Consider the following 25,744-nt stretch of genomic DNA (forward strand, 5'->3'; position numbering starts at 1 on the left):
GACCTTCTTCGCCGTCGTCTCCACGGGCCTGCTCATGATCGGCCTGGACAACTCGATCCTGTACACCGCGCTGCCGGCCTTGAGCGCTCAGCTGCACGCCACGCCCGCGCAGTCCCTGTGGATCATTAACGCGTACCCGCTGGTGCTCTCCGGGCTGCTGCTGGGCACCGGCACGCTTGGCGACAAAATCGGCCACCGCCTCATGTGGCTCGTCGGCCTGGGCATCTTCGGGGTGGCGTCGCTAGCCGCGGCGTTCGCGCCGGGCGCGTGGTGGCTCGTCGCGGCGCGCGGCCTCCTCGGCTTCGGCGCCGCGGTGATGATGCCCGCCACGCTCGCGCTGATCCGCCTCACCTTCCCCAACGAGCGGGAGCGCAACACCGCCATCGGCATCTGGGCCTCCGTCGCGGTCGTCGGTGCCGCGCTCGGGCCCTTGGTCGGCGGCGCGCTGCTCGAGCACTTCTGGTGGGGCTCCGTCTTCCTTATCAACGTGCCGATCGTGCTCGTCGCGCTCATCGCCACGTTCGCCCTCGCGCCGGAGAACGTGCCCAACCCGGAGAAGCACTGGGACATCGTCTCCTCCGTCTACGCCTTGTTCGCGCTCTCCGGCCTGACCATGACCATCAAGGCCGTGGCCAACCCGGACCGCTCGGCGGCGCTGGTCGGGGGCGCGGTCGTCGTGTGCCTGCTCGCGGGCTGGCTGTTCGCGCGCCGGCAGCGCCGGCTGGCGGACCCGCTGCTCACCTTCGACATCTTCCGGTCCCGCCTGTTCTCCGGCGGCGTCGTCGCGGCGGCCGGCGCGATGTTCGTCCTCGCGGGCGTGGAGCTGATGACCTCGCAGAAACTGCAGCTGGTCAGCGGTTTCTCCCCGCTGCACGCGGGCGTGGTGATCACGGCGATGGCCGTCGCGGCGATCCCGGCCTCCGTGGTCGGCGGCGCGAACCTGCACCGCATCGGCTTCCTCCCGCTCATCGGCGGCGGCTTCCTGGGCGCGGCGGCGGGCACCGCGCTGCTCATCGCCGGCGACTCCGCCGACGGCCTCGCCCTCGAGCTCGCCGCGCTCGTCCTCCTCGGGTTCTCCGCCGGCTCGGTGATGTCGGTGAGCTCGATCGCCATCCTCGGCGCCGCGCCGCGGCACCGCTCGGGCATGGCCGCGGGCGTCGAGGAGGTTTCGTACGAGTTCGGCACCCTGCTCACCGTCGCCGTCACCGGCTCGCTCCTCCCGCTGTGGTTCGAGCGCCGCTTCCCGCAGGGCATGGAGGCGCTGTACAGCGGCCCACCCAGCCCCGCAGCCGCCACCGCCTACGCGGACGCCTACCACGCCGTCCTGCTCCTCCTCGCCGCCGCGGCCCTGGCGTTCGCCGCGGCGACCTGGTGGTGCTTCCGCGACAACCCGAAGTCTGGAGAACTCCATGCCGCGTAAAAGCAAGCGCGCCGAGATCCTGCGCGCCGCCTACGCCATCGTCGCTGGACCGGGCGGTATTGAGGCGGTCACCTACGACCGGCTCGCCGCCGAGACGGACCTGTCCAAGTCCGGCCTGCTCTACCACTTCCCGTCGCGCCACGAGCTCCTCGTCGGGCTGCACGAGTACACCGCGGGCCTGTGGGAGGACAAGGTGCGCGCCCGCGCCGGCGGGGACGCCGCCGACCTCGCCCCGCGCGAGCGCTACCGGGCGATGCTGGTGACCATGAGCGAGCACGAGCCGCTCGCCGAGCTCCTGGTCACCCTCCACGCCCACACCCATCCCGACTACACGCGCCCGTGGCTGGAGGTGGAGGACCGGTGGCTGCCGCGCCCCGACGACACGGCCACGGACCCGGACCTCCTGGCGGCGTCGGTGCTGGCGTCGGGGCTCTGGGCGCACGACCACATCTACGCGAGGCCGCTGGCGGAGGGGAACCGGGCGGTGATCGTCGAGAAGCTGCTCCAGCTCCTCAATTAAATACAACTTTAGTTGGAGTAAATGTTAGGTTAGTGCCATGCCGAAGAAATGGAGCCCGCACGCCTGGCACCGGCGCGCGTCCAGGCCCGTGATGGTCTGGATGGTCGTGTTCATCGTGATCGGGCTTGCGCACCCGCTCGTGCCCGAGCCGCGGTGGCTGCTCATCCACGTGTTCACGCTGGGCATCCTGACCAACTCGGTGGTGCTGTGGTCGCAAAACCTCACCGAACGGTTCCTGCAGCAGCGGCTCCCCGAAAGCGCCCGGCCCGCGCAGCTGCGCCGCACCTGGGCGCTCAACGCGGGCGTCGTGTGCGTGCTGGTGGGGCAGTTCCTCGCCGGGTGGTGGCGCGGGCACTACGCGCTGACCTGGGTCGGCGCCGCGATCGTCGCGGGAGTGCTGGGCTGGCACTCGTGGCAGCTGTACGCGCAGGTACGGCGCGCCGGGCGCGACAAGCGGCTCCGTCCGGTGGTGCTCGGCTACGTGGCCAGCGCGGTGTTCCTGCCCGTCGGCGTGGCGTTCGGCTCCGCGCTGTCGTTCGGGCTGCCCGGCGACTGGCAGGAGCGCGTCCGGCTCGCGCACCTGGTCACCAACGTCGGCGGGTTCGTGGGGTTGGCGGCGCTGGCGTCGCTGACCGTGCTGTTCCCCAGCATGTGGCGGGTCAACGGGATGCACGACCGGGCGGGAGTCTCGGTGCCGCTGGCGGTCGCGGGCGTGATCGTGGCCAGCTGCGGCGCGCTCGCGGGGCTGGACTTCCTGGCCAGCGCGGGCACGGTTGTGTACATCGCCGCGTGGCTGTGGACGTTCCACGGCTTCCTGGTCAACGTCCTCGACGTGCTTCGCGACCCCCGCGGCCGCGTCACCTACGCCGGCCTGAGCGTCTTCGCGGCGCTGATCTGGCTGATTGTCACGCTCATCTGGTTCGCCGTCCGCCTCACCACGCCGGACCTGCCGACGCTCGCGCTCATGCTCGGCTTCGCCGCCCAGCTCCTGATCGGCACGATGAGCTACCTGCTGCCCACGACGATGGGCGGCGGCCCGCGTGCAGTCCGCGCCGGCCTGGCGGAACTGTCGCGCGCCGCGTACTTCCGCGTCGTCTTGTTCAACGGCTCGCTCGCGTGCTGGCTGGCCACGGACAATTCGTGGCTGCGCGTGGTGATGAGCGTCCTCTGCTTCGGCGTGCTCGTCGCGTTTTTGCCGCTCATGGGCCGCGCGATCCGCGCGCAGGTTGGGGTGCTCAAGGGCAAGGATTCGCTTATCGACGCCACACCCACCCAACACCCCGCCACCCAATCCGCCGCCGCGCTCGTCGTGTTGGGCGTGCTCATCGCCGTGCTGAGCTGAAAACCCCCAAACCGTATTAGACGCAGCAACCCGGCCCCCGGTTCCATTTTTGCGGGAACTGGGGGACTTCTCACATTTCCTCATTTTCGCTGCTGTTTCGGATATTGTTGCTGCCATGAACGCACTCGCACAGCTCGCCCGGTTTGACCGCAGCGGTTTCGACTTCGTCGTCGCCGCGGCGGGCAAGTCTGCCCGCGAGGTGCGTGACGAGGGGGTCCAGTACGACCGCGCGAAGCAGCTGGTCGCGGCGGCGCGCACGCTGTGCGGCCGGACGTCCCACTCGCGCTACCAGCAGCGCGCGCACGACGGGGCGCGGGAGCACGGGCACCGGATCGAGACGCTCGCGTACATCGCGCGCACGGCGAACGGGATCAAGGACGCGACGAAGCGGTGGCGCTACATCGACACGCTGTGCAACACGCCGGGGGACCTGTCGCTGATCCGCAAGCGCGCGGCGGAGCTGAAGGAGGAGCTGCAGCCGCGCGCGCCGCGCACCACGTGCGCGCGCGTCACCCACCACGGCGACGGCCAGGCCACCCTGCGCGTGACCGGCCCCGCGCTGGACGTCCAGGCGGCATATGACGCTGCGAAGAACGACGTCGCCGCCTGGCTCGACCAGGACTGCCCGCGGGCCGACTACCTGCTCAAGCTCAGCGTGAACCTGGACCTTGGCGACTACGTCCGGATCGTCTCCGGCGCCGGCGACGACGTGCAGGTCCGCTTCGCCAACGGGGTGGTCATGTCCGGCGAGGAGTTCGTGCGGCAGCGGCTCTCGCAGTTCGGGCACATCATCCTCGTCGGCGCGATGGACGGGCCCGTCAACGCCTACGACATGCGCCTGGCCACGCCGAAGCACCGCGAGATGATGCTTGCGGACTCAGCGACGTGCACGTGGAAGGACTGCGACGTGCCGGCCTCTCGCTGCGACGCCCACCACATGACCGAGCACCAGCACGGCGGCGAGACCGCGGTCCACAACCTGGGCTGGCTGTGCCGGTACCACAACTACCAGGCGGGCCGCGCCTCCCGCGGGCGAACGGAGCGGCGGGGCGGGCGGATTGTGTACGTCTCGCCGTCGGGAAGCGTCACACCCACCGGCGCGGACCACGTGGCCCGCGCGCCGCACCGCACGGTCACGGACGGACCACAAACTGGCCGCGCTGGCCCTTCTCCGCATCCGTCATCTGGTGGTTGACAAAGCTGTAGGTGCCCGGCTCGTCGAAGGTGAACTCCACGAACCCGCCTTGTGCGGCGAGGAGGTCGAGGGCCTGGGAGCCGGTGTCGTGGGCGTCGCGAAGCGAATAGGCGCCTTCCTTGTACACGGTGTCGAAGATTTCTCCGACGACGTGGAAGCTGACCGGGTTGTCGGGCCCGACGTCGAGGACCCAGACGCGGACCGTGTCGCCGACGTGCGCCTCAATCGGGTGCTCGACGTACTGGTTCGGCGTGCCGTTGAACGCGGTGGCGTCGTACTCGCCGCCGGGGATGCTGTTGTCGTCGTGGTAGATCTCGTGTGCGACGAGCGCGTACTCCGCGTCGACGGGGCTGAGGTCCGGCGGGTCGATGATAAGGGCGCCGGCCATCCCCTTCGCGATGTGCAGGCTCATCGGCATCGTGCCGCAGTGGTACATCCAGATGCCGGAGCGCCGCGCGGTGAACTCGTAGACCACCTTGTCGCCCGGTGGGATCTCGCGCATCACCTCGTCGGGGCTGACTTCGCCGGCGTGGAAGTCGATCGAGTGGCTCATCTGCCCGTGGTTTTCCACGGTGATGCGGAACCGGTCGCCCACCTTGCCGCGCAGCGTCGGACCGGGCGCTTGGTCGGCGAAGGTCCAGGAGTCGCCGTCGTCGTGCATCACCCAGGTCTCCTTGTGGAGTTCGCCGCTCGCGGGCTGCAGCGTGGCGTCGCGGGCAGTGCCTATCGACGCCTCCTCTTCCCCCTTCCCGCTCGTCACCACATCAAAGGTCATGCCCATGGCTTTGTGGCCCGCGATCGTGCACCAGCCCTGGGTGTCCTCGGTGAAGACGCCGAAGTCGTGGGTGACGGTCTCGCCGGGGTCGATGCGGCCGCTGTGCTCGCCGCCGAGCTTCAGGTCGTGCTGCTGTGTGTCCGAGTTGGTGATGTTGAGGACCAGCCGGGTGCCCGGCTCCACCGCGACGCTCGCGGGGACGAACGACATGCCCTGGATGTCCACGTCGACGGTGGTGGCGTCCTCGCTGCTCACCGCCTGCGTGCTGGTGGTGTCGGAGCCGCTGAACGCGAGCGTGAGCCCGACGACGACGGCGACCACGAGGGCGATGAGCCCCCAGGCCAGGGATTCGGTTCGTTTCATGGGACAGCTACCTTTCTTGCATGGAGCGCGAGCCCTACTCCCAGTATGGCAAGCCCGATCCGCGGGCTGACCAGGGCGACGAGCGCGCCGCCGTTGACCACGCCGACTTTGATGAAGCCGTTGTCGGGCTCGCGCGCGCCGCGGGCGAGGACCGGCAGCAGGTGGCCGATCGCGCCCGCGACGACCTGGGCGAGCCCGGCGGCGAGGAGGAACGTGAGCAGGTTTGCGGGGAAGCGGACGGCGCCGGTGGCGAGTGTTGCGGCGTCGGCAAACATGGCGCCGAGCAGCCAGAGCAGTCCGGCGGCGACGCTCACCGCGGGGGCCGACAGCCCGGGCGTGAACAGCGCGCCGGCGAGGACGGGCTGCAGCGCGTAGGACCACGCGAGCGCGCACACCGCGAGCGCCACCGCGGCGAGCGGCGGGCTGGCCAGGGCCGCGGCGGCTGCGGCCGGCAGCGCGATGCAGTGGGCGAGCAGCGCGCGGGGGAGGCGGGCGCGGGCGGTTGCGGAGGCGCGGTTGCCCGTCATGGTGGGGAGCAGGGTGATGACGGTGCCGGCGATGGTGGTCCACGCGAAGCCCCAGACGGCGAGGCGGGAGTGGGCGGCGATGGTGGCGTCGATAAGCGAGGGCCCCACGTGCCGCGAGCCCACGGCGACGGCGGCGGCGAGGGCGAAGAACGCGGCGGCGACGACGTAGCAGCGGGCGGTGCTGGCGAACGGGCTGGTGAGGCCGCGGCGCAGCTTGCGGGCGATGGACACCCCGTGCCAGCACAGCGCGGCCGCAGCGACGGCGGCCGGAATGGCGAGCGGCGCGCCCAGCAGCATCGCGACGAGCGCCAGGTTGACCGCCGCGATGCGCACGGCCAGCCCGGCGGGACGGGAGGCGGTGCGCGTGAGCGCGTCGGCGAAGTGGGTGGAGTAGGCCTGGATGGCGGTCGTGACCACGCCGAGCGTGAGCGGGTGGATCACCGTCCAGCGCGACGCGCCGGCGAGCGCGGCCGCGAGCGAGACGGCGGCCCAGCACGCCACGAGCACGCCCACTACTTTTTGCACAGTAATAATCGTACTAAGCTGGGAGGGGTCAAACAAGGCGGTCAGGGCGTGGTTCATATAATGAACGCACGCAACTGTCCAAGAAAGGTGCGAAGCATGGACCGACACCGGACGCCGCGCCCCACTTCCGATCTCACCACCGCAGCCGCGGAGCTGAGCGCGAAGCAGCGCGAGGTCTTCGGCGCGCTGCAGCAGTTCCCGCAGGGCGCGCAGGTGACGGAGCTGGCGAAGGAACTGGGCATGCACATCAACACGGTCCGCGGGCACCTTGACGAGCTCATCGCCCACGGGCTCGTGGTGCGCAGGCAGGCGCGTACGACCGGGCGGGGGCGGCCGTCGCACATCTTTACCGCGCGCGTGGCGCGGAACGCGGACGTGACCAGCGAGTACGTCGAGCTGGTTGACATGCTGGCCACCGCGATCGCCGGCGACGACCTGGAGCGAGCGCGCGAGGTGGGGCGGCAGTGGGCGAAGGAGGCGTCGTCGAGGCACGGCGGCACGCCGCGGGATCTGGACGAGGCGACCGAGAAGGTCGCCCGGATCCTGCGGGATATGGGGTTCGACCCAGCGCTTCGCGACGATGCCGCCACCGACACCTCACGCGAGCTCTCCCTCAAGGCGTGCCCGTTTGTCACCGACCCCGGCAGGGCGCCGAGCCCGGCGGTGTGCGCGCTGCACGCCGGCTACGTGGACGGCAAGGCGGGCCGCATGCAGGTGGAGCTTCTGCCGTTCGACCGGCCCCACGAGTGCGGGGCCCGCATCACCGAGGTGGAGTAGCTAGTTGATCAGCCAGTCGTTCGGGCTGAACAGCTCGAAGTAGACGTTGGCGGGCGCCTTGTCGGCGGGCAGCGCCGCGATGTCGTCGCGGATGCCCTGAAGGAAGTTCGCGCCGCCGCAGAGGTAGACGTCCGCGCCGGCGAGGTCGGCCTCGGCGACGTTGATGCGCTGGTCCTGGCTGCGGAAGGTGGCGGTGACGTTGGCGTCGGCAAGCGCTTCCGCGAGGGCGCGGGTCTCGGCCTGCTGCGCCCAGGAATCTTCGGAGTTGTCGGCGTGGAGGTAGGTCACCTTGCGGTCCGAGTGGGTGCGTGAGAGGTGGCCCAGGATGCCCACCATCGGGGTGGAGCCGATGCCGCTGGAGATGAGCACGACCGGGTTGTCGCTGTCCTGGAGGACCAGGTCGCCGGCGGCGAGGGTGGCGTCGACGGTGTCGCCGATGGCCACGTGGTCGCGCAGGAAGGTCGAGACCTCGCCGTCGGTCTCCACGGCGATGCGGTAGGAGTGCTCGTCGCCCTCGATGATGGAGTACTGGCGGAGCTGGCGGGCGCCGTCGTCAAGCGTGACGCCCACGGAGGTGTACTGGCCGGGGCGCGGCGCGGTGAAGTCGCCGCTGAGCGTGTAGGCGTAGACGGAGTCGGTGAGCTGCTCCTTGGCCGTGACCTCGGCGCGGCGGAAGACGTCGCCGTCGGTCACGCCGTCGGATTCATAGAGCTTCGCCTCGTGCTTGATCAGCACGTCGGCCATGAGCCAGTAGACGGCGTCCCACGCCTCGGCGACCTCGGGGGTCACGGCGTCGCCGAGCACCTCCGCGATCGCGGCCATGAGGTTGTCGTGCACGATCTGGTACTGGTCCTTGCGGATGCCCAGCGAGACGTGCTTGTGGGCGATGCGGTCCAGCATCATGACCGGGTCCGGCGCGTTCGGGTCCACGAGCTGGGTGGCGAAGGTCGCGACCGAGGCCGCGAGCGCCTTCTGCTGCGCGCCCTGCTTCTGGTTGCCGCGGTTGAAGGTGTTGGCGATGAGCTCCGGGTGCGCGGTGAACATCTTGTTGTAGAACGTCTTCGTGATGGTCTCGATGTTCTCACCCACCGGCGGGAGCGTGGCCTTGATGATCTCGGCGTGCTCCTCGCTGAGGTGGTTGAGCTTCGGGTCCGGCTTTTCCTGCAGGTACATGCGGTGTCCTTTCGTGCCGTTGAACAATTAACACCGACTGTACCCGTCAAAACTAGTCCTCGAGGTCCGTGGCGAGGCGCTCCTCGTCGTCGCGGCGCTTGCGGCGCTGGAGGCGCGGGGCGAAGATGGCCGCCGCGCCGCCGCCGATGAGCGCGCCGATGACCATGCCGATGGTGCCGCTGCGGTCGCCGTCGAAGTCGGTGAAGGCGATGCCGGCGAGGGCGATCGCGAAGAGGATCCAGATGGGCAGGGTGGAAAGGGTGAACATCTTGGGCGGGCGGGGCCGCGGGGCGTAGTTCTGCATCCACAGCGCGCCGGCGGTTTGCGCGAGCGTGACGGGCAGCAAGGCCAGCAGCGAGTAGATGGCGGCGCCGTCGGGCAGGACCCACGCGAGGATCGCCATGATGAATGTGGTCGTGTACTTGAGCGTCTCCGAGGTCACGGTGCTGGACTGGTGGAGGATCTGCTGCTGGTATTCGTCGTCGGTGCCTTGGTTGGCCAGGGCGACTTTCTTGTCGCCGTACTGCTTCAACATGGGGAGTTATCCTTCCTGGTCGTCGCCGAAGAGGGCTTCGACGGTTTTGCCGAGGGTGTGTGCGATGTCGAGTGCGAGGTGGACGGAGGGGGAGTAGTTGCCTTTTTCAATGTTGGCGATGGTCTGGCGGGACACTCCCACCTGCGCGGCGAGGTCGGCTTGGGAGAGTTCCTGCCACCGCCGCCATTTGCGGACCATGTTTTCGTGTGTGTCTGGCATCAGCGCTCCTTTCGTGTCTCGTAAGCGCCTACGGCAAAATATAAACCAAACACGCCACGATGTAAAGGAAACTAGACAAAAAGGAAATGGGGGAGCGTCGATAAGCGAAAGGCTCTAGACTGGCGCGCATGCCGACGCCAGTGCCTGCCTACCTTGACCGCATCCTCGACCTCGTCCGCGACGACGACAGCGGCGAGGTCGCCGACTACATCGACGAGCTGGCTGCCGCGGACCCCGACAAGCTGGGCGTGGCGCTGTGCACGACCTCGGGAAACCTGTATTCGGTGGGGGATGACGAGTACGAGTTCACCATCCAGTCGATCTCCAAGCCGTTCGTGTACGCGCTCGCGCTGGAGGAGCTCGGCGCGGCGGAGGTGCACAAGTACGTGGGCGTGGAGCCGTCGGGCGAGGCGTTCAACGCGATTTCGCTGGAGGAGGACACGCACCGCCCGGCGAATCCGATGATCAACGCGGGCGCGATCGCGGTGAATCAAATGATTAACGGCGCCGAATCCTCGGTGGAGGAGCGGGTGGAGAAGATCCGCGCGTACTTCTCCCGGCTCGCGGGCAGGGAGCTGCGTATCGACGAGTCGCTGGTCCAGTCCGAACTCGGCACCGCCCACCGCAACCTGGCCATTGCGCACCTGCTGCGGGAGTTCGGCATGGTGCAGGACCAGGCGCACGACGCGATCGACTCGTACACGCAGCAGTGCTCGGTGCTGGTCACGGTGCGCGACCTGGCCACCATGGCGGCGACACTGGCCAACGGCGGCGTGCAGCCGATTACTGGCGAGCGCGTCCTGTCCGCCGGCTCGTGCCGGATCACGCAGGCGGTGATGACGTCGGCCGGCATGTACGACGGGTCGGGGCAGTGGATGGTCAACGTGGGGATCCCGGCGAAATCCGGCGTCGCCGGCGGGTTGATCGGGACGATGCCGGGGCAGTTGGGGTTGGCGTCGTTAAGCCCGCGGCTCAACGAGCAGGGCAACTCGGTGCGCGGGGTGCGGATCTTCCGCGAGATGTCCGACTCGCTCGGGCTGAACCTGATGGGCGCGGACTTCTACGCCGCGCCGGGCATTCGGTCGGTGGAGCGGCGCGAGGACTGCACCGTGGTGGAGCTGCAGGGCATGATCAACTTCACCGCCGCGGAGAACATCCTGCACGACCTGGCCAGCGAGCGCATCGTGGGCGGCACGCTGGTGCTCGACGTGTCCAACGTGACCAGCTTTAACAAGGCCGGGCGCCTGCTGATCAAGGAGGGGATGCGCCACCTGCGCGACACCGGCCTGGACGTGCGCATCTACGACCCCGACGGCGCGATGCCGGACTACGAGTTTTCCGACGGCACGAAGGTCCCTGCCATCAAGGACTTCTCCACTACCTTCACCGTGCCGGGGTCGCGCACCGAGGTCTTCCGGGCGATCTCCGCTCCGCAGGAGTGGTGGGACGAGCACGTCGACCACATCGAGGGCTCGGCCTCCGAGCAGGGCGGCGAGTTCCACTTCGACACCGACGACCAGTACGCGGAATTCCGCGTCGAGGAGTCCGAGGTGGGCGACCGCCTGGTCTGGCACACCGAGACCACGGGCAAGGACAAGGAGGACCGCGACTGGGACGACACCTCGCTCATCTTCGAGCTCAGCGACAGCGAGCAGGAGGACGGCGAGACCCAGGTCACGTTCACCCACCGCGGCATGCACCCGCACGGCGAGGGCTACAAGGAAACGGTCGAAGCTTGGCGCGAGCGCATCCAGGAGCGGCTCGAGCCGCTGATCCGGCACCGCGGCGAGCGGTAGCGCGCTACAGTGCCGCGAGGAAGGCGGCGGAGGCGGTGCTGATGAGCAGTTCGCGCTGCTCGGCGGGGCAGCCGTCGTCGACCCAGTCCAGCGCGATGGCGTCGATAAAGCCGATGAGCCCCGAGACGGCGATGCGCGCGCGGTCGTCACTGCGGCCGAGGAAGTCGCACAGCGCCTGCACGGTGGTGTCGTGGCGCTCGATGCGCAGGTGGATCGCCTCGATCGGCTCCTCGCCGCCGCGCTTGCCGGTGGACCACACGAACGGGTGCGTCTCGATGTAGTTGAGGTAGATGTCCAGCCCGCGGCGCACGATTTCCTCGGTGTCGGAGGACTCGAGCCCCTCAGCTGCGGCGATCTGGGCGTTGTGCAGGTTGATGGCCGTGCGCTCGAGGAAGGCGGTGTACAGGCCGGCCTTGGAGTCGAAGTAGTGGAACACCAAGCCTTGGGACACGCCGCAGTGATCGGCGATACGCTGGGTGGGGACCTCGCTGTAGGGCGTGGTGGAGAAGATCTCCGTGGCAGCGTCGAGAATTTCCTGGCGCCGCTCCTCCACGCTCAGGCGCCGCTGTGGCGCGTGCGTCGTGTGGCGTTCTGTCATGCGCTACATCGTACACACGCACAAGTTTTACATGCATTGAATATCAATATAATTCTGAACGTTGTCCGCTGACGAAAGGGAAATACCGTGAAACAGCAGCTCGTAGACGCCATCTGGTGGCACGTCTACCCCCTCGGCGCGACGGGTGCCCCCATCCGCGACGCGAAGGACGCCGCGCACCGCCTTCCCCGCCTCGAGGCGTGGCTGGACTACCTCATCGAGCTCGGCTGCAACGGCATCCTCCTCGGCCCCATCTTCGAGTCCGTCGCGCACGGCTACGACACGCTCGACCACTACCGCATCGACGCCAGGCTTGGCGACGACGCCGACTTCGACCACTTCGTCGCCGCGTGCCACGAGCGCGGCATCCAGGTCATGCTCGATGGCGTGTTCAACCACGTCGCGCGCACCCACCCGTGGGTGGCCGAGGGCCTCGCCGGCGGCACCGACTGGGAGGGCCACGAGGAGCTGGCCACCCTGCACCATGACGACCCCAGGGTCCAGGACGCGGTGACTGACATCATGCTGCACTGGCTGCGCCGCGGCATCCAAGGCTGGCGCCTCGACGTTGCCTACTCCGTGCCCGCCGAGTTCTGGCGCACAGTGCTTGGGCGGGTACGCGAGGAGTTCCCCGACGTGTGCATCCTCGGCGAGGTCATCCACGGCGACTACGCCGAGATCGCCGAGGCGGGCACGCTCGACTCCGTCACGCAGTACGAGCTGTGGAAGGCGCTCTGGTCCTCTATCTCAGACACCAACTTCTGGGAGCTCGACCACGCGCTGGGCCGCCACCGCGACATTGCCAAGCGGGCGCTTCCCAACATCTTCATTGGCAACCACGACGTCGACCGCATCGCCTCCAAGGTGGGCCAGGACGGGGAGATCGTCGCGCTCGCCCTGCTCATGAGCCTGCCCGGCATGCCCAGCATCTACTACGGCGACGAGCAGGGCTTCGAGGGGGTGCGCGGCGAGGGCTTCGCGGCTGACGACGCCATCCGCCCTCCCCTCCCAGCCTCCCCGGCAGAACTCTCCGAGCTGGGCCAGTGGGTCTTCGAGGAACACAAGAAGCTGATCGGCGTGCGCCGCCGCAACCAGTGGCTCACCCACGCCGACGTGGAGGTGCTGGACAAGGAAAACGCCACGATCTCCGTGCGGAGTCGTGGCGAAAACGGCGAGGAGATCCAGACCGACGCGTGGCTCGAGCCCGCGCCGGGCGTGCGCATCCGCGCAGGCGCCGAGGTCCTCTACGAGTGGGGGAGTTAGCGCGGCAGGGAGGAACCCTGCGCGTACTGCGCGAGCAGCTGCTGGACGATCGCGCCCAGGTCCGGCAGTCGCACGGTCGCGACGTTGGCCACCGGCACGTCGATGGTCGGCGCGCCCTGCGGGGCGAGCACGATCACGTTCTGGGGGTTCTGCTGCGCGGCCGGTGCTGGCTGGGCAGGCTGGGCGGGCTGCGTGGCCGGCGCGGGCTGTGCCGGCTGGGCCGGCTGGGCGGGTTGCGCCGGCGCAGCGTTGCTGGTGCCGCCGTTGGTGCCCTTGAGGCCGCAGCGGTTCGCCGCGTTCTCTACGCGGGCGAGGGCGTCGAGGATCTGCGGGCCGCGGCTGTCAAAGCGGGCGATGGTCTGGGCCTGGCGGACCTTGGCGTTGTAGTCGGCGTCGTTGGTCCAGTACTTCTCGGCCTGGGCGCAAGAGATTTCGCCGGCGGGGAGCTTGGCAAGGGCGTCGTCAATCGCGTCGGCGTGGGCGGCGGCCGGGGCCGCGGCGAGCGTGCCCGCGACGGCGGCGGTCATGGCAAGGGAGCGGAGTTTCATGACCGCCAGTATGTCACGGATGTGACGCATGTGAAAGGGGAGCGCGCAAATTACGCGTTCACCATGCGGCGGATCAGGCTGCGGTAGGCCTGCGTCGTGAGCTCCACGTCGGCCAGGTCGACGTACTCGTCGTGGCTGTGCAGGAGGTCGAGCACCTTACCCAGCGTGTTCTCGCGCTTGTGCATGGCAAAGCCGTAGCCCACGCCGCCCTTGCGGCGGGCAAAGCGCAGGTCGGAGCCGCCCGCGGCGAGCGTGGGGACCACGGCCGCTTCGGGGAAGAACTCGGCGAAGGTGTCCACGATGGCGTCGTAAAGCGGGCCCTCGGTGGGGGAGACGGTGGCGTCCTCGGTGATGAGGTGGGTGATCTCCACCTCACTGGCCAGGTCGCCGAGCGCCTCGCGCAGCAGGTCGTCGATGTCCTCCTGGCTCTGGCCCGGCAGCTGGCGGATGTCCAGCTCGATCGAGGCCTCGGACGGCAGGACGTTGATCGCGCCGCCCGCGCGCAGGACCGTCGGCGCCACGGTGAGGTGGCTCATCGCGTGCGAGTAGCGCTGCAGCTCGCCGAACGCCTCGTAGCCCTCGCCGCGCAGCAGCGCCTGCTCGGTCTCGGGGTCGAACTTCCAGGCGCGCACGTAGCCGGGCCACGGCTCCTCGGAACTGACCTCCGGGGTCAGGGCGGCGATGCGCTCGGCCACCTTGCCAATCTTGGCAATGGTCAGTTCGCGCCCGTGCGGCGTGGAGCCGTGCCCGGCGTCGCCGTGCACGGTGAGGCGTCGCTGCGCCGCGCCCTTTTCGCCAATAACGACGACCACCGCATCCGACCCGTCCTGCACCGGCAGGTGGGAGCCGCCTTCCTCGGACAGGCAGTTCTTCCAGGAGAACGCGTCCGGTGCGTGCTCCGCCAGCCAGCCCACGCCCAGGCCGCCGCGGGCCTCCTCGTCGGCGCAGCCCACGAAGGTGAGGGTGCCGGTGGGCTGGGTGCCGGACAGGGCCACGTCGCGCACGGTGGCCGCCATCGCGGCGGTGATGTAGAGCATGTCGGTGGCGCCGCGGCCGTACAGGTGGCCGTCGATAATCTGCGCCCCGAACGGGTCCTTGGTCCACTTCGCCTCGTCGACGGGGACCACGTCGGTGTGGCCGAGGAGGGTGAGCGGCTCGGCGGAGGGGTCCGAGCCCTCGATGGTAAACGCGATGGAGGTGCGGCCTGGGTGGGGTTCGAAGCGCTCGACGCGCACGTTCGGCGCGTCCGCGAAGAAGCGCTCGAGGACGTCTGCGGCCTTGGATTCCTGCCCGGAATCGGGGGTGAGATCGTTCACGCAAGAAATTTGGACGAGTTCTTTGAGCAGCGTAATGGTAGTGTCCGCTAAAGTCATACAAATCAACTTTCTTAAATTTGGCGGATGCGGTAATTTACATCTGTTGCGGTCTAATGTGAAGACTGAACGATATTGAGCAGCGCTGAACCGCACGGTACGGCGCAATATTTGAGGATAACGCGAGACCTGGCCTCACTGAAGAAATCAGGAAAGCTGAGAATTTAAATCAGAACCTGAGTGATCCTGAGGGCGAGGCGAGCAGAAACCCGGGAAGAGGTGGAAGCGGTGGCCCGTAGAGAAGGCAGCATGGACCCGAGGGCGATTCGTACGCGCAACGCCTTCCTGGACGCGGCGGAGACGCTTCAGCGCGAAAAGAAGACCGAGGACATCACGGTGTCCGCGATCGTGGGCCTGGCGGGCATGAGCCGGCAGGTGTTCTACGAGCATTTCGACGGCCGCGACGCCGTCGTCGGCGCGCTCATGGAGCGCACGTTTCGGCCGCTGCTTCAGGAATATGTGAAGACCTACGAGCGCACCGGCGACCCGGAACAGGCCATTGAGGGTCTCGTGGCCGGCATGTACAAGGAGCGCGACCTGCTGCTCAACGTCGTCGGCGGCCCGGCGCTCACCTACACCCTCAAGCTCTTTACTACCCCGGAGCAGCCGATGCTGCGCGGGGTGGTGGACGCGATCCTGGAGCGCCAGGGCGAGCTCGAGCCGAGCCTGCTGGAAGGCGTGGAGGACTTCCTCCGCGCCGGCGCCTTCCGCCTCCTGGTCGCCTCGGTGCGCGAGGCGGATTCGGCAGAAGACGCGGCGAAGCGCGCCAATAGCGTGCTTGGACTCTTGCGCGCGTCGATCGTGGGCAGCTAGCTCCGAAGGAAGATGAATTGTTATGGCACGTCGTGAATCGAGCTCCGACCCCCGCGCGGTACGCACCCGCGAGGCGTTGATCTCCGCCACCATCGCGTTGCTGGTTGACCACAAGGTGGAAGACCTGTCTGTCTCCGGCATCGTGAAGGCGGCGCAGGTGAGCCGCCAGGTGTTCTACGAGCACTTCCAGGACCGCGATAGCGTGGTCATCGCCGCGGGCGAGGCGGTCCTCGGGCCGGCGTACCGCGACTTTGCCTACAACTTCGACGGCGACACGGACTACGCCACGCAGGTGCACAAGCTCGCCGAGGTGCTCGAGCCGCACGAGTGCATGATCCGTCACCTCATCGACTCGCCCGTGCACGGCAAGCTCAACCAGACGATCTGCGAGCTCATGTTCCCGCCGATCCGTGCGAACCTGTGGAAGTCGCTGGAGCGCGGCGGCATCCAGGCCACCGACGAGGTCATCGATGATGCAGCGATGTTCATCGTGGCGGGCACCCAGCACCTCTTCGTCACCGCGTACCGCGACGAGATCGCCGTCGGCGTGACCGCCGAACGCGTCGACCGGGTGCACGACCTGATGGGGCAGCTGCTTACTCGGAAGCGGGGCTAACGCTGGCGAGTGCCTCGGCGAGCTCGTCCAGCGCGTCGGTGGTGTCCTCGAAGGAGCCGTCCTCGCTGATCGCGGCCATGGAGATGCCGTAGCGCTTGTCGGCGAACTGCCCGAAGCCCAGCTGCCGAGACTGCCAGGAGCCGTCGGTGTCGTCGCTCCAACCGCCCTTGAACGGGATGCCCAGGGCGCCGAGGCCCCAGGACTGCGACTTATCCACGTGCACCATCTTGTCCAGGACCGCGTTGTCGGGCTCCCGGTCCGAAAGTTCCGCGAGGTAGTGGGCGTAGCGGGCCTGGGAGTTCAGCGACCACTCGCTCGTGCCCCAGGCCTCCTCGAGCGTGGCCGTCGCGCCCGCCTTGGCCAGCTCGTCGGCGACCAGCTTCTTCGCGCCGCCCGCGGCCGCCAGGCACATCCAGAGCTGGTCCGCCGACCCGTTGTCGGAGACCTCGATCGTGGAGGTGATGAGGGTGTCCAGCACTTCCTCGCTCGCGTCGCAGTGTTCCGTGGCGGCCATTGCGACCGGCACCTTGATCGTGGACCACGCCGCGAGGCTGGTGACGTCGCCTGCGGTGACGGCGGCGTCATCGTCGTCGATAAGCACGATGCCAATGCTCGTGTCCGTGTCCGCCTCGATCCTTTCCACCTCCGCCTCGAGCCAGTCGGGGTCGACGCCGACGGTGTCGTCCACCTCGGTGAGTCGGCGCGAGAGCGCGTCCGAGTCGGGCTCGGCGGGGGTGTGCGCGATGCGCACGAACGACGCCGCGACCAGCAGGATCACGACGCCGGCGAAGGCGAGGGCGAACGGTTTGCGGCTCACAGGTGCCGGTATTCCTCGAGCAAGTCAAAGCCGGTGTGGCCGTGGATCGACTTAATGGTGCGGTAGTTGCCCGGCTGCGAGATCGTGGTGGTGGTGCCGTGGGCCAGCATGTGCTCGGAGCGGCTGAGCTCGCGGATGGCCACGAGCCGCACGCGGTCGGGGTGCTCCTGCACCAGGTCGGAGTAGAGCATCGGGTCGTGCTGGCCGTCGTCGCCCACCAGCGTCCAGCGGATGTTGGGGAAGTCCACGATGAGGTTACGCAGCGCCACCCGCTTGTGCTCCTTGCCGCTGCGGAACAGACCAGTCGGGGTGGGGCCCCAGTCCGTGAGCAGCAGCGGGCCGCGCGGCAGCTTCTCGCGCGCGATGAAGTCGGTGAGCGTGTCGTAGGTGTTCCAGGCGCCCGTGGAGACGTAGAAGGTGGGCTCGTCGGGGCCGAGGACCGCGCTGTAGAAGTCGTCCATGCCCGCGATCGGCTGGCGGGTGTTCGTCTTTTTCACCCACGAGTTCCAGGCGGCGAGCATGGCGCGCGGCAGCATGGTCACCATGATCGTGTCATCTACATCGGAGATCAGGCCGTGGGTGACGTCGTCCGAAATGATCTGCACCTGCGCTTCGCTCGGCTCCGCGCTCAGCGGTGTGCGCACCGTGGCGGTGTGCCAGCCGGGCTCCAGCCCGTGGTCCAGGATGAGGACCTCGAGGTAGCCGTTGCCGTTCGTCTGCGCCGTGACGGTCTGCGCGCCCAGCGTGACGGTGACCTCAATGTCGGGCACCTGGGTGGTGAAGAACTGGCGGTAGCCGCGCTCCACCTCCGTTTTCGGTTCCCGCTCCGGGTCCGCCATGAGCACGCGCCCAAGCACGCGGGCACGCTCGGAGTTGCCGTAGCCGGTAAAACCCGTGACCTGTGGCGCCCAGCCCCGGCGGGCCTTCGTTTTCACGTCCGCGTTGTTGATGCGGTGCTCCGCCCAGCGGACCACGTCTGAAAATCCCATAAGCCAGTAGTCTAGGCGCTATGGACAGAGTCGAGAGTGCGCACGTGGCCGTCGAGAAGCTCATTGAGCTCTACACCGCATCGTGTGAGCTCGCGCGAGACGCGCTCACCAGCGGCGACTACGCGCGCTACAAGGACGTGTACTACCCCAAGCTCTCCGTGGAGATCGGGCAATGGGTGCCCGTGGACCGCTCCGAGCCCTTCGGCTACGTCGACGAGGCCGGCGTCTACTCGGCGGTGCTGTCGCGGCCCGACCTCATGGCGCCGTACCTGCGCTCGCAGCTCGAGGCGCTGACCACCAACTACGAGTGCGAGATCCGCGTCGGCTACTCGGAGACCCGCATCCCGCCCGAGTACATCCGCGGCACTGGCCCCCGCCCCGCGAACACGGAGAACGCAGTGTTCGTGCCTCGCCCCACCCTTGACGAGGTGCACGACGCAATTATCGACGGCCACTGGGACGCCTTCCACGGCGAAGAGAAGCCCCTCTTCCACTTCGGTCCGCAGCGCTTCGACCTCGCGCTGGCCCGGCTGGAGCACTACACGGGCATCCAGGTGGAGTCGCTGCAGAAATTCATCCTGTTTACCAACTACGCCATGCACGTCACCGAGTTTGTGCGCTTCGGCGTCGCGGAGCTGGCGCGCGAGGGCTCGCGCTACACGCGCCTCGTGCTGCCCAGCGGCGAGACCATCTCCGACACGGTGGCGGTGGAGAACCTGGAGCTGGGCTCGAAGTTCCAGATGCCGCGCTACGACCTGGTCACCGAGGACGGCGACGGCATCACCATGATCAACATCGGCGTCGGCCCGTCGAACGCAAAAACAATAACGGACTCGCTGGCGGTGCTGCGCCCCGAAGCGTGGATCATGATCGGCCACTGCGCCGGCATGGACGCGCGCATGCGCATCGGCGACCTCATCCTGGGCAACGCCTACGAGCGCAAGGACAACGTGCTTGACGAGCACATCCGTCCCGACTCGCCCATCCCCGCCGTTCCGGAGATCCAGCGCACCCTGGAGAAGGCGGTGGCGAAGATCTACGGCGACGACACCTCGCTCATGCGCACCGGCACCGTCCTTTCCACCAGCGACCGCAACTGGGAATGGAAGGCGCCGCGCGATCTGTGGGAGTGGCTGCGCGGCTCCACCGCGGCGGCCGTGGACATGGAGTCCTGCACCATCGCGGCCAACGGCTACCGCTACCGCGTGCCCTACGGTGCGCTGCTCGCGGTCTCCGACCTGCCGCTGCACGCGGTGCCGAAGCTGCCCGCGGCCGCCCAGACCTTCTATTCCAACTCCAAGGAGGCGCACGTGATGTGCGCGGTGCGCGCGATGGAGAAGCTGGCCAAGAACCCGCAGCGCCTGCGCACCCGCAAGCTGCGCCGCACGATCGGAGAGCTCCCATTCCGTTGAGCTCCTTCGACGATCCGGCCGTGCAGATGGCGCACCGCAGCGCCGTGCGCTCCATCGAGCGAGTCGTCCACGAAACCACCGCGCCCACCGACCCGGACCTCGCGCTCGAGCGCGTCGTCGCGCAGCTGCGCCGCGGCAACGTCCTGGTCATCACCGGCGCGGGCGTGTCCACCGACTCCGGCATCCCCGATTACCGCAGCGCCGGCGGCCGCCTGACCAAGGGCCGCCCGATGACGTACCAGGAGTTCGCGCACTCGCCCGCCCAGGTCCACCGCTACTGGGCGCGCGCCTTCGTGGGTATGCAGTTCATGCGCGCCGCCGCGCCCAACCGCACCCACTTCGCCCTGGTCGAGCTCGAGCGCGCCGGGCTGCTCACCGGTATTGTCACCCAGAATGTCGACGGCCTCCACCTCGCCGCCGGCTCCCGCGACGTCATCGCGCTGCACGGGGATATGGAGCACGTCGTGTGCCTGGACTGCGGGGCGCGCCACGCTCGTTCGCTTATCGACGCCCTGCTTTCCCAAGCCAACCCCCACTTCTTCGAGTCAGTGCAGATCACCGGCAGCATGATCAACCCAGACGGCGACGTGGAGCTACGCGCCAGCGACGTGGAGCGCTTCCACATGATCGCCTGCCCCGCGTGCGGCGGCCAACGGCTGAAGCCGGACGTGGTGTACTTCGGTGAAAATGTGCCGACGGGGCGCAGACAAGCAGCCCGGGCGTGGCTGGACGAGTCCGCTTCGGTTCTGGCGCTGGGCACGTCGCTGGCGGTGATGAGCGGGTACCGATTCGTCCTGGACGCCCGCAAACAGGGCAAGCCCGTCGCGGTGGTCAACGGCGGGCCGGGGCGCGCCGACCCGAAGGCCACGACACTGTGGCGCACCGGGGTCGCCGACGCGATGGACGCAATTCTGGATGGACTGGATCTCTAGGAGTTGTAGGGTGAAGGGGTAACTTTTGCCCGAAAACTTGCTGAAAGGCCCCTGACATGCGTTTTCGTTCCCTCGCAATCGCAGCATGCGCCGCGACCGCCCTCGTCGTCGCGCCCGCCGCTTCCGCCGACCCCGCTCCGGTCACCGGCGTGGAGCTGAACCAGCCCGCCGATCAGGTCGTCACTTTTGAGGCAAAGTTTGACCTCACCCGCGACAACGAGATCGCCCTGCAGAAGGTGCGCGAGCTGCGCGCCGACATGTGGGACCGCAACGTGCCGTTCAAGGGCGAGACCCTGCAGTACGCGGCAAAGGTGACCGGGCTGAGGACGAAGGAGGCGTACGTCAACGACGTGAAGATCGACCACGGCTACGCGCTCATCGCCCTGCAGCGCGCGCTGGAAGAAGCCGGCGGGATCGACCATGATCGCCCGTACAACGAGACGTGCAGCAATGAGTGCGGCTCGCTGTGGACCGCGACGATTCAGGGCGAGCAGCCGTTCGGCGAGAACCTCTCCGGCGAAGAAGACATGGCGAAAGCCATGCACGGTTGGGGCTACGACGAGCTGGACGCCCTGTACGACTCGAATGGCCAGTTCAACAACGCCAACGGCCACCTCTACAACTTGATCAACCCGGACCGCACGTGGTTCGGCGTGGCGTCGGTGCGGACGGCCGAGGGCACCGCCAGCGCGTGGGAGGCCGCGGGCAAGGCCTCCGGCGTGACCGCGTTCCCCGAGGGCGCGCGCACCGAGGCGCTGGCGCGCCCGGCGAACAACGGCGAGACGCCGTCGACGAAGGCGGTTCCGTTGCCGAAGAAGAGCACCCCGAGCAGGGGGCAGGGCACTCAGGGCACTGTGTCGCTCGGCGGTGGTTCCGAAACCGAGAAGATCATCGGCATCATCTTCGCCATCATCGGCGTCCTGGCCGGCATCTACTCCTTTGTGAAGCAGTACCTGCCGGACGTGCTGCCGAAGTAGGGGTAAATTCCATTCTGGCAGCTGACAGATAATGGACGCACAGCAAGTGTGAATAAAACGGGCAGCCAACACTCAAGGGGTGTATATACTTCAGACGGTTTTCGTTTCCCGTCTGTAAGGAGAACACTTTGAAGAAGAAAGCGACCGCGCTGGTAGTCGCGGCCTCGGTGGCTATGTCGGCGCTCGTCAACCCCGTGGGCCTCACGGCGCAGGAGATAACGGCAGCGGACTTGTACGAGCCGAGCATCACTCCGATCGGGGCTTTGGAAGCTGGTCCAACTGAGGAGCTGTCGTTTTTCTTGTCCGATGAGGGCCCCGAGTTCCTGGATATGGAAATCCTTGAGTTCGATTCACCGTATCCGGTGACGTATCGAGTGGAAACCCTCAATGGATTCCGTGAGTACATCAACATCACCCTCGAGAAGAAGAAGATCTACCCTGCGGCTTTCAATGTTCCGGTAAAAGTCCGCGTGAACTACACTGACGGTAGCTCTGAAATAGTCACTGGGGACTTCCCGATCCACCCGCTTGCCTCGCTAGTGGCTGACAGTCCAGCAGCTCCGAAGTCGTCGACGCAGCAGACTACTGCTCCGGTGACGAAGACTGTGACAAAGACGGTGACCCCAGCACCTGTGGCAGCTCCGACGACAAAGGTGATTACGACGACGGTGACCCCGGCGCCGGTGACGACGACGGTGACCCCGGCACCTGTAACGACGACGGTGACCCCGGCAGCTCCGGCGGCAAAGACGGAGATGGCCGCTGTGACGGTTACTGAGACCGCTACGGAAACTGTGAGTCAGCCGGCACCGGTGATTACGGAAGCCGCGGAAAAGCAAGCGCCGACTGTGACTGTTACGGCCCCCGCCACTACGGTAACGAAAACCGTTGAAAAACCTGCGAAGCCGAATGCTCAGCAGGACAAAGGCTCGAGCCTGAGCACTGGTGCCATTGTTGGCATCGTTCTAGCGATTCTGGCAGCTGCCGGCGGTGCCGCCGCGGCAGTCGCTGGTGACGTGCTGCCCGCCGGCATTTTGCCACGCTAGAGCGTTATCAATTTTTCGCCGAAAAGTTAGTTGACCGAGGCTGGGATGCCTTTTCCGGCCTCCTTGCCCGCGTCCCAGACGTCCTTGTCCAGGATCTTCTCGCGCGTGGACACCACGGCGGCCACGACGGCCTGGCCGGTGACGTTGACGGCGGTGCGGCCCATATCGATGATCGGCTCGATGGCCAGCAGCAGGCCGACGCCCGCCAGCGGCAGGCCGAGGGTGGACAGGGTGAGCGTCAGCATGACGGTCGCACCGGTGGTGCCCGCGGTGGCCGCGGAACCCAGCACGGAGACGATGACGATGAGCAGGTAGTCCATCATGCCCAGGTCAACGCCGTAGAACTGCGCGACGAACAGGGCGGCGATGGCGGGGTAGACGGAGGCGCAGCCGTCCATCTTGGTCGCCGCGCCCAGCGGCATGGCAAAGGACGCGTACTCGGAGGGCACGCCCATGGACTGCTCGACGGTGCGCTGGTTCACCGGCATCACGCCCATGGAGGAGCGGGTGACAAAGCCCAGTGCGGTGACGGGCCAGACGCGCTGGAAGAACTCAACCACGTTGATCTTGTTCACGGCCAGGACGATTGGGTAGAGCACGAAGATGACCAGGGCGAGGCCGATGTAGATGGCCAGGACGAATTGGCCCAGGTTGCTCAGGGCCTCCCAGCCGTAGGTGGCGACTGCGTTGCCGATCAGGGCCGCAGTGCCGATCGGGGCGAGGCGGATGACCCACCACAGCACGACCTGAACCACCTTGAGCAGCGACTCGGAGAACTTGATAAACGGCTCGGCGGACTTGCCCGCCTTCACGGCGGCGACGCCGATGAGCAGGGAGACCACGAGGATCTGCAGCACGTTGAAGTTCACCGACGCGCCCGACTCGGTGACCTTGGCGGTCAGACCAAGGAAGTTCGACGGGACGACGGAATCCAGGAAGCCCATCCAGGAACCGGTGGTCGACGGCTCGGCGGCCTCGGCCGCGTCCACGGTGGAGTTCGCGCCGGGCTTGAGCACGGCGCCGACGACGATGCCGATGATGACGGAGAAGAACGCGGTGATGGCGAACCACACCAGCGTTTGCACGGCCAGGCGGGCCGCGTTGGAGACCTGGCGAAGGTTGGCAATCGAGGTCACCACAGCGGTGAACACCAGCGGCGGGATGAGCAGCTTGAGCAGCTGGACGTAGGTGCCGCCGACCCAGTCGAGCAGCCCGGAGAGCCACTCGACGTCGCTACCTGCGGCGATGAAGCCGAGGATGAGGCCGATAATCAGGCCGTAAATCACTTGGGCGCCAAATCCGGTCGCCCACTTTGGAAGAGACATGCGCGCTCCAATGCGTTGAAAGAATCTATACAGGTCTGTACTTACTCAACGCAGAGTAGCAGCGTGTCGCCTAAAAATTAATTCGCTCAACAGACAGACAGGACGGTCTACCTGGGCGTTTTGACTACGCTCGGAGGGCACACCCAACACAGTGAGGAGCACCAATGTCCGGTATCTACTCGTTCGAGGGGAAGACCCCGCGCATCCACCCCAGCGCTTACATCGCCCCCGGGGCCACCATCATCGGCGACGTCACTATTGCCGAGGACGTCAATATCTGGCCGGGCGCGGTGCTGCGTGGCGACGTCGGCGCCATCGAGATCGGGGCGCGCTCCAACGTCCAGGACGGCTCGGTCATCCACGTGGAGACGGGAAGCACGACCGTCCTCGGGGAGGACGTCACGGTCGGGCACATGGCAATGGTCCACGGCTGCACCGTGGAGCCGGCCTGCCTGATCGGGATGAGCGCGACGGTGCTCTCCGGCGCGCGCGTGGGCGAGGGCAGCATCGTCGGCGGCGGGGCGGTGGTCCTGGAGGGGCAGGTCGTCCCGCCATTTTCCGTTGCGGCCGGGGTGCCAGCGAAGGTGCGCAAGCAGCTGGACGCGGAAACCCGCGAGCAGCGGGTGCGCCACGCCGCGGGCTACGTGGAGCTAGCTCGCCGCTACCGTGAGGGGCTCGCGGAGCACGAGGTCTAGCGCGGCGGCGCGGGCGATGTCGCGCACCACCTCAGCGTGGGTGGGGATCATGCGCAGCTCGGGCGCCTGCTCCATTTCGGCGCGCACGGTGCGGGCGAAAGGAGCGGGGGCGTGGGGGTCGTCGATAAACGCGCTCCCCGCGATGACCACCGTGGACGGCGCGTGCTCGGTGCTGAGCTTGGCCACCAGGCTGCCCAGGTCGCGGGCGCGCTCGTCCAGCGCGGTGCGGGTGTCGGGGCTGGAATCCTGGACGGCGTCGAGCAGCGTGGCCAGCCCCGGCTTGTGAATGCGCTCGAGCAGGCCGCGCGTGGTCAGCTCGTGCCGCTTCACGCGGATCGGCTGCACGCCGTCGCCGGTGGACACCGCGCAGCCGATCGAGTCGTCCGCGAATAGCGCCATGATCGGCCCGTCGCCAAGGTCCAGGTTCGACTGCATCTCGGAGCCGATGATCGCAGCGCTAATCGACGTCACCTCAACCGGCACAGAAAACTGCTCCCGCAACTGCCCGGCGAGGTCCACGCCGTCCCAACCCAGGTTCACGGCGATGACGGTGCCGTCCTCCGTCACGGTGCCCGACGTGGTCACGCCGAGGGCGGCGAGGCGCCGCTGCATGCCCGCGGTGAGACGGTTGAGTGCCGCCATGAGGTGCTGGATGACGTCGTCGGGCGTCATGCTGGCGACGGGCAGCTCGAGGTCGACGCAGCGCAGGGTGCGACCGCGCAGGTCAAAGACGGCGACGTAGGTGAAGTCGGTGCCCACGGCGATGCCGCCGTAGACGGGGTCGGGCTCGGCGAGCTCCAGGGGGATCGTCGGCCGGCCGCGCCCGGTGGAGCGGGTGAGGTCGGTGCGCTCGTTGACCAGCCCGGCCTCCGTGAGCGCGGCGATGGCGCGCGTGACGGTCGGCTGGGAGAGTCCGGTGGCTTGCACGAGTTCACTGCGGGACGTGAGGTCCTGCAGGCGAATGAGGTGGAGACACTTCGCCGCGGGGGTCGTCGGACGAGTGAACGGCAATGTTGTGCAAGTCATGTGAATATATTTACTCACTGGCAGACTGCTTTGTCCAGTCAGGGCCCTGAAAATGGCCGAAAAATGCCGTCTCACCATATGAAAACCTGTGCCCTGAGCAGGACAGACAGCTTGGTTCAAAAAATTTCCGATGGCAGGAAAATTCGC

At 67.7% G+C, this 25,744-nt stretch carries 26 protein-coding genes; 14 read left to right on the forward strand and 12 right to left on the reverse strand.

Annotated features, from left to right (window positions below):
- Positions 1 to 34: 34 nt before the first annotated feature.
- The 4 genes from OVO38_RS09185 (at position 35) to OVO38_RS09200 (ending at position 4,477) form a co-directional block, all read left to right on the forward strand.
- Positions 35 to 1,420: an MFS transporter gene (locus OVO38_RS09185; RefSeq protein WP_267208356.1), complete on the forward strand. Its 1,386-nt coding sequence runs from the start codon at positions 35 to 37 to the stop codon at positions 1,418 to 1,420.
- Entirely contained in the window at positions 1,410 to 1,940 is a 531-nt protein-coding gene (locus tag OVO38_RS09190) for a TetR/AcrR family transcriptional regulator (RefSeq protein ID WP_095275308.1), read from the forward strand. The genes OVO38_RS09185 and OVO38_RS09190 overlap by 11 nt, the downstream gene beginning before the upstream one ends.
- 37 nt (positions 1,941 to 1,977) lie before the next feature.
- A complete protein-coding gene (locus tag OVO38_RS09195; protein WP_267208320.1) occupies positions 1,978 to 3,282 on the forward strand; it encodes a copper oxidase in 1,305 nt (434 codons plus the stop codon).
- A 115-nt stretch (positions 3,283 to 3,397) separates the two neighbouring features.
- Positions 3,398 to 4,477: an HNH endonuclease signature motif containing protein gene (locus tag OVO38_RS09200; RefSeq protein ID WP_267208321.1), complete on the forward strand. Its 1,080-nt coding sequence runs from the start codon at positions 3,398 to 3,400 to the stop codon at positions 4,475 to 4,477.
- Here OVO38_RS09200 and OVO38_RS09205 read toward each other — a convergent pair.
- Together OVO38_RS09205 and OVO38_RS09210 are read right to left on the reverse strand one after the other, a co-directional pair.
- The gene (locus OVO38_RS09205; protein ID WP_267208322.1) at positions 4,416 to 5,615 is read right to left on the reverse strand and encodes a multicopper oxidase domain-containing protein; all 1,200 of its coding nucleotides are present in this window, start codon (positions 5,613 to 5,615) and stop codon (positions 4,416 to 4,418) included. The genes OVO38_RS09200 and OVO38_RS09205 overlap by 62 nt on opposite strands.
- Entirely contained in the window at positions 5,612 to 6,667 is a 1,056-nt protein-coding gene (locus OVO38_RS09210; RefSeq protein ID WP_133064759.1) for a hypothetical protein, read from the reverse strand. Before OVO38_RS09210 ends, OVO38_RS09205 begins: the two co-directional genes overlap by 4 nt.
- 96 nt (positions 6,668 to 6,763) lie before the next feature.
- Between OVO38_RS09210 and OVO38_RS09215 the strand changes: the two genes are divergently transcribed.
- Positions 6,764 to 7,444: a helix-turn-helix transcriptional regulator gene (locus tag OVO38_RS09215; RefSeq protein WP_095535842.1), complete on the forward strand. Its 681-nt coding sequence runs from the start codon at positions 6,764 to 6,766 to the stop codon at positions 7,442 to 7,444.
- Here the strand turns inward: OVO38_RS09215 and OVO38_RS09220 are convergent, their stop codons facing one another.
- The 3 genes from OVO38_RS09220 to OVO38_RS09230 are packed head-to-tail and all read right to left on the reverse strand — an operon-like array spanning position 7,445 to position 9,371.
- Positions 7,445 to 8,617 (reverse strand): globin domain-containing protein, encoded by a 1,173-nt coding sequence (locus OVO38_RS09220; protein ID WP_144717697.1) that lies wholly within the window; start codon positions 8,615 to 8,617, stop codon positions 7,445 to 7,447. It lies immediately after the preceding gene.
- A gap of 52 nt (positions 8,618 to 8,669) precedes the next feature.
- Positions 8,670 to 9,152, reverse strand: coding sequence for a hypothetical protein (locus OVO38_RS09225; RefSeq protein ID WP_095548064.1), 483 nt, complete (start codon positions 9,150 to 9,152; stop codon positions 8,670 to 8,672).
- 6 nt (positions 9,153 to 9,158) lie between these two features.
- On the reverse strand, positions 9,159 to 9,371 hold the full coding sequence (locus OVO38_RS09230) for a helix-turn-helix transcriptional regulator (protein ID WP_095535845.1): 213 nt from the start codon (positions 9,369 to 9,371) through the stop codon (positions 9,159 to 9,161).
- 128 nt (positions 9,372 to 9,499) lie between these two features.
- On the opposite strand from OVO38_RS09230, the gene OVO38_RS09235 reads away from it, so the two are divergent.
- Complete coding sequence (locus tag OVO38_RS09235; protein ID WP_267208323.1) at positions 9,500 to 11,167, forward strand: glutaminase; 1,668 nt, start codon at positions 9,500 to 9,502, stop codon at positions 11,165 to 11,167.
- 4 nt (positions 11,168 to 11,171) lie between these two features.
- Here OVO38_RS09235 and OVO38_RS09240 read toward each other — a convergent pair whose 3' ends face one another.
- The gene (locus OVO38_RS09240; protein WP_095554151.1) at positions 11,172 to 11,765 is read right to left on the reverse strand and encodes a TetR/AcrR family transcriptional regulator; all 594 of its coding nucleotides are present in this window, start codon (positions 11,763 to 11,765) and stop codon (positions 11,172 to 11,174) included.
- A gap of 87 nt (positions 11,766 to 11,852) precedes the next feature.
- Between OVO38_RS09240 and OVO38_RS09245 the strand changes: the two genes are divergently transcribed.
- Complete coding sequence (locus OVO38_RS09245; protein ID WP_267208324.1) at positions 11,853 to 13,028, forward strand: alpha-amylase family protein; 1,176 nt, start codon at positions 11,853 to 11,855, stop codon at positions 13,026 to 13,028.
- On the opposite strand, the gene OVO38_RS09250 is transcribed toward OVO38_RS09245, so the two are convergent.
- Together OVO38_RS09250 and OVO38_RS09255 are read right to left on the reverse strand one after the other, a co-directional pair.
- Entirely contained in the window at positions 13,025 to 13,576 is a 552-nt protein-coding gene (locus OVO38_RS09250) for a hypothetical protein (RefSeq protein WP_267208325.1), read from the reverse strand. The two genes, OVO38_RS09245 and OVO38_RS09250, sit on opposite strands and share 4 nt — an antisense overlap.
- A 50-nt stretch (positions 13,577 to 13,626) precedes the next feature.
- Positions 13,627 to 14,949 carry a M20/M25/M40 family metallo-hydrolase gene (locus OVO38_RS09255; protein WP_095554149.1) on the reverse strand — a complete coding sequence of 441 codons (1,323 nt, stop codon included), beginning with the start codon at positions 14,947 to 14,949 and terminating at the stop codon, positions 13,627 to 13,629.
- A 228-nt stretch (positions 14,950 to 15,177) separates the two neighbouring features.
- Here OVO38_RS09255 and OVO38_RS09260 point away from each other — a divergent pair, with 228 nt between their 5' ends.
- Together OVO38_RS09260 and OVO38_RS09265 are read left to right on the forward strand one after the other, a co-directional pair.
- Positions 15,178 to 15,762, forward strand: a complete 585-nt coding sequence (locus OVO38_RS09260; RefSeq protein WP_133064065.1) for a TetR/AcrR family transcriptional regulator — start codon at positions 15,178 to 15,180, stop codon at positions 15,760 to 15,762.
- 22 nt (positions 15,763 to 15,784) lie between these two features.
- Positions 15,785 to 16,378: a TetR/AcrR family transcriptional regulator gene (locus tag OVO38_RS09265; RefSeq protein ID WP_095548069.1), complete on the forward strand. Its 594-nt coding sequence runs from the start codon at positions 15,785 to 15,787 to the stop codon at positions 16,376 to 16,378.
- Here OVO38_RS09265 and OVO38_RS09270 read toward each other — a convergent pair.
- A complete protein-coding gene (locus OVO38_RS09270; protein ID WP_095546910.1) occupies positions 16,359 to 17,195 on the reverse strand; it encodes a hypothetical protein in 837 nt (278 codons plus the stop codon). The genes OVO38_RS09265 and OVO38_RS09270 overlap by 20 nt on opposite strands.
- The gene (locus OVO38_RS09275; RefSeq protein ID WP_144717688.1) at positions 17,192 to 18,184 is read right to left on the reverse strand and encodes an App1 family protein; all 993 of its coding nucleotides are present in this window, start codon (positions 18,182 to 18,184) and stop codon (positions 17,192 to 17,194) included. The genes OVO38_RS09270 and OVO38_RS09275 overlap by 4 nt, the downstream gene beginning before the upstream one ends.
- Before the next feature lie 20 nt (positions 18,185 to 18,204).
- On the opposite strand from OVO38_RS09275, the gene amn reads away from it, so the two are divergent.
- The 4 genes from amn (at position 18,205) to OVO38_RS09295 (ending at position 22,551) form a co-directional block, all read left to right on the forward strand.
- Positions 18,205 to 19,596: an AMP nucleosidase gene (amn, locus tag OVO38_RS09280; protein ID WP_267208326.1), complete on the forward strand. Its 1,392-nt coding sequence runs from the start codon at positions 18,205 to 18,207 to the stop codon at positions 19,594 to 19,596.
- Positions 19,597 to 19,622: 26 nt separating this feature from the next.
- Positions 19,623 to 20,528 (forward strand): Sir2 family NAD-dependent protein deacetylase, encoded by a 906-nt coding sequence (locus OVO38_RS09285; RefSeq protein ID WP_267208357.1) that lies wholly within the window; start codon positions 19,623 to 19,625, stop codon positions 20,526 to 20,528.
- 56 nt (positions 20,529 to 20,584) lie between these two features.
- Positions 20,585 to 21,505 (forward strand): CAP domain-containing protein, encoded by a 921-nt coding sequence (locus tag OVO38_RS09290; protein WP_267208327.1) that lies wholly within the window; start codon positions 20,585 to 20,587, stop codon positions 21,503 to 21,505.
- A gap of 128 nt (positions 21,506 to 21,633) precedes the next feature.
- Complete coding sequence (locus tag OVO38_RS09295; RefSeq protein ID WP_267208328.1) at positions 21,634 to 22,551, forward strand: hypothetical protein; 918 nt, start codon at positions 21,634 to 21,636, stop codon at positions 22,549 to 22,551.
- Between the two features lie 26 nt (positions 22,552 to 22,577).
- On the opposite strand, the gene OVO38_RS09300 is transcribed toward OVO38_RS09295, so the two are convergent.
- The gene (locus OVO38_RS09300) at positions 22,578 to 23,876 is read right to left on the reverse strand and encodes a dicarboxylate/amino acid:cation symporter (protein ID WP_267208329.1); all 1,299 of its coding nucleotides are present in this window, start codon (positions 23,874 to 23,876) and stop codon (positions 22,578 to 22,580) included.
- Positions 23,877 to 24,040: 164 nt separating this feature from the next.
- On the opposite strand from OVO38_RS09300, the gene OVO38_RS09305 reads away from it, so the two are divergent.
- The gene (locus OVO38_RS09305) at positions 24,041 to 24,571 is read left to right on the forward strand and encodes a gamma carbonic anhydrase family protein (protein WP_267208330.1); all 531 of its coding nucleotides are present in this window, start codon (positions 24,041 to 24,043) and stop codon (positions 24,569 to 24,571) included.
- Here the strand turns inward: OVO38_RS09305 and OVO38_RS09310 are convergent.
- Positions 24,527 to 25,597: an ROK family transcriptional regulator gene (locus tag OVO38_RS09310; RefSeq protein WP_095546904.1), complete on the reverse strand. Its 1,071-nt coding sequence runs from the start codon at positions 25,595 to 25,597 to the stop codon at positions 24,527 to 24,529. The two genes, OVO38_RS09305 and OVO38_RS09310, sit on opposite strands and share 45 nt — an antisense overlap.
- Between the last annotated feature and the right edge of the window lie 147 nt (positions 25,598 to 25,744).

Source organism: Corynebacterium sp. Marseille-P8863, from assembly GCF_946902955.1.
Lineage (GTDB): Bacteria > Actinomycetota > Actinomycetes > Mycobacteriales > Mycobacteriaceae > Corynebacterium > Corynebacterium gottingense.

Bases quoted from the DNA above. Each gene is read 5' to 3' on its own strand.
- OVO38_RS09275 (WP_144717688.1), bottom strand. From the start codon at position 18,184: ATGGGATTTTCAGACGTGGTCCGCTGGGCGGAGCACCGCATCAACAAC.
- OVO38_RS09290 (WP_267208327.1), top strand. From the start codon at position 20,585: ATGCGTTTTCGTTCCCTCGCAATCGCAGCATGCGCCGCGACCGCCCTC.
- OVO38_RS09195 (WP_267208320.1), top strand. From the start codon at position 1,978: ATGCCGAAGAAATGGAGCCCGCACGCCTGGCACCGGCGCGCGTCCAGG.
- OVO38_RS09265 (WP_095548069.1), top strand. From the start codon at position 15,785: ATGGCACGTCGTGAATCGAGCTCCGACCCCCGCGCGGTACGCACCCGC.
- OVO38_RS09305 (WP_267208330.1), top strand. From the start codon at position 24,041: ATGTCCGGTATCTACTCGTTCGAGGGGAAGACCCCGCGCATCCACCCC.
- OVO38_RS09255 (WP_095554149.1), bottom strand. From the start codon at position 14,949: ATGACTTTAGCGGACACTACCATTACGCTGCTCAAAGAACTCGTCCAA.
- OVO38_RS09285 (WP_267208357.1), top strand. From the start codon at position 19,623: ATGGCGCACCGCAGCGCCGTGCGCTCCATCGAGCGAGTCGTCCACGAA.
- OVO38_RS09230 (WP_095535845.1), bottom strand. From the start codon at position 9,371: ATGCCAGACACACACGAAAACATGGTCCGCAAATGGCGGCGGTGGCAG.
- OVO38_RS09240 (WP_095554151.1), bottom strand. From the start codon at position 11,765: ATGACAGAACGCCACACGACGCACGCGCCACAGCGGCGCCTGAGCGTG.
- OVO38_RS09250 (WP_267208325.1), bottom strand. From the start codon at position 13,576: ATGAAACTCCGCTCCCTTGCCATGACCGCCGCCGTCGCGGGCACGCTC.
- OVO38_RS09205 (WP_267208322.1), bottom strand. From the start codon at position 5,615: ATGAAACGAACCGAATCCCTGGCCTGGGGGCTCATCGCCCTCGTGGTC.
- OVO38_RS09235 (WP_267208323.1), top strand. From the start codon at position 9,500: ATGCCGACGCCAGTGCCTGCCTACCTTGACCGCATCCTCGACCTCGTC.
- OVO38_RS09200 (WP_267208321.1), top strand. From the start codon at position 3,398: ATGAACGCACTCGCACAGCTCGCCCGGTTTGACCGCAGCGGTTTCGAC.
- OVO38_RS09220 (WP_144717697.1), bottom strand. From the start codon at position 8,617: ATGTACCTGCAGGAAAAGCCGGACCCGAAGCTCAACCACCTCAGCGAG.
- OVO38_RS09185 (WP_267208356.1), top strand. From the start codon at position 35: ATGATCGGCCTGGACAACTCGATCCTGTACACCGCGCTGCCGGCCTTG.
- OVO38_RS09225 (WP_095548064.1), bottom strand. From the start codon at position 9,152: ATGTTGAAGCAGTACGGCGACAAGAAAGTCGCCCTGGCCAACCAAGGC.
- OVO38_RS09300 (WP_267208329.1), bottom strand. From the start codon at position 23,876: ATGTCTCTTCCAAAGTGGGCGACCGGATTTGGCGCCCAAGTGATTTAC.
- amn (WP_267208326.1), top strand. From the start codon at position 18,205: ATGGACAGAGTCGAGAGTGCGCACGTGGCCGTCGAGAAGCTCATTGAG.
- OVO38_RS09310 (WP_095546904.1), bottom strand. From the start codon at position 25,597: ATGACTTGCACAACATTGCCGTTCACTCGTCCGACGACCCCCGCGGCG.
- OVO38_RS09215 (WP_095535842.1), top strand. From the start codon at position 6,764: ATGGACCGACACCGGACGCCGCGCCCCACTTCCGATCTCACCACCGCA.
- OVO38_RS09190 (WP_095275308.1), top strand. From the start codon at position 1,410: ATGCCGCGTAAAAGCAAGCGCGCCGAGATCCTGCGCGCCGCCTACGCC.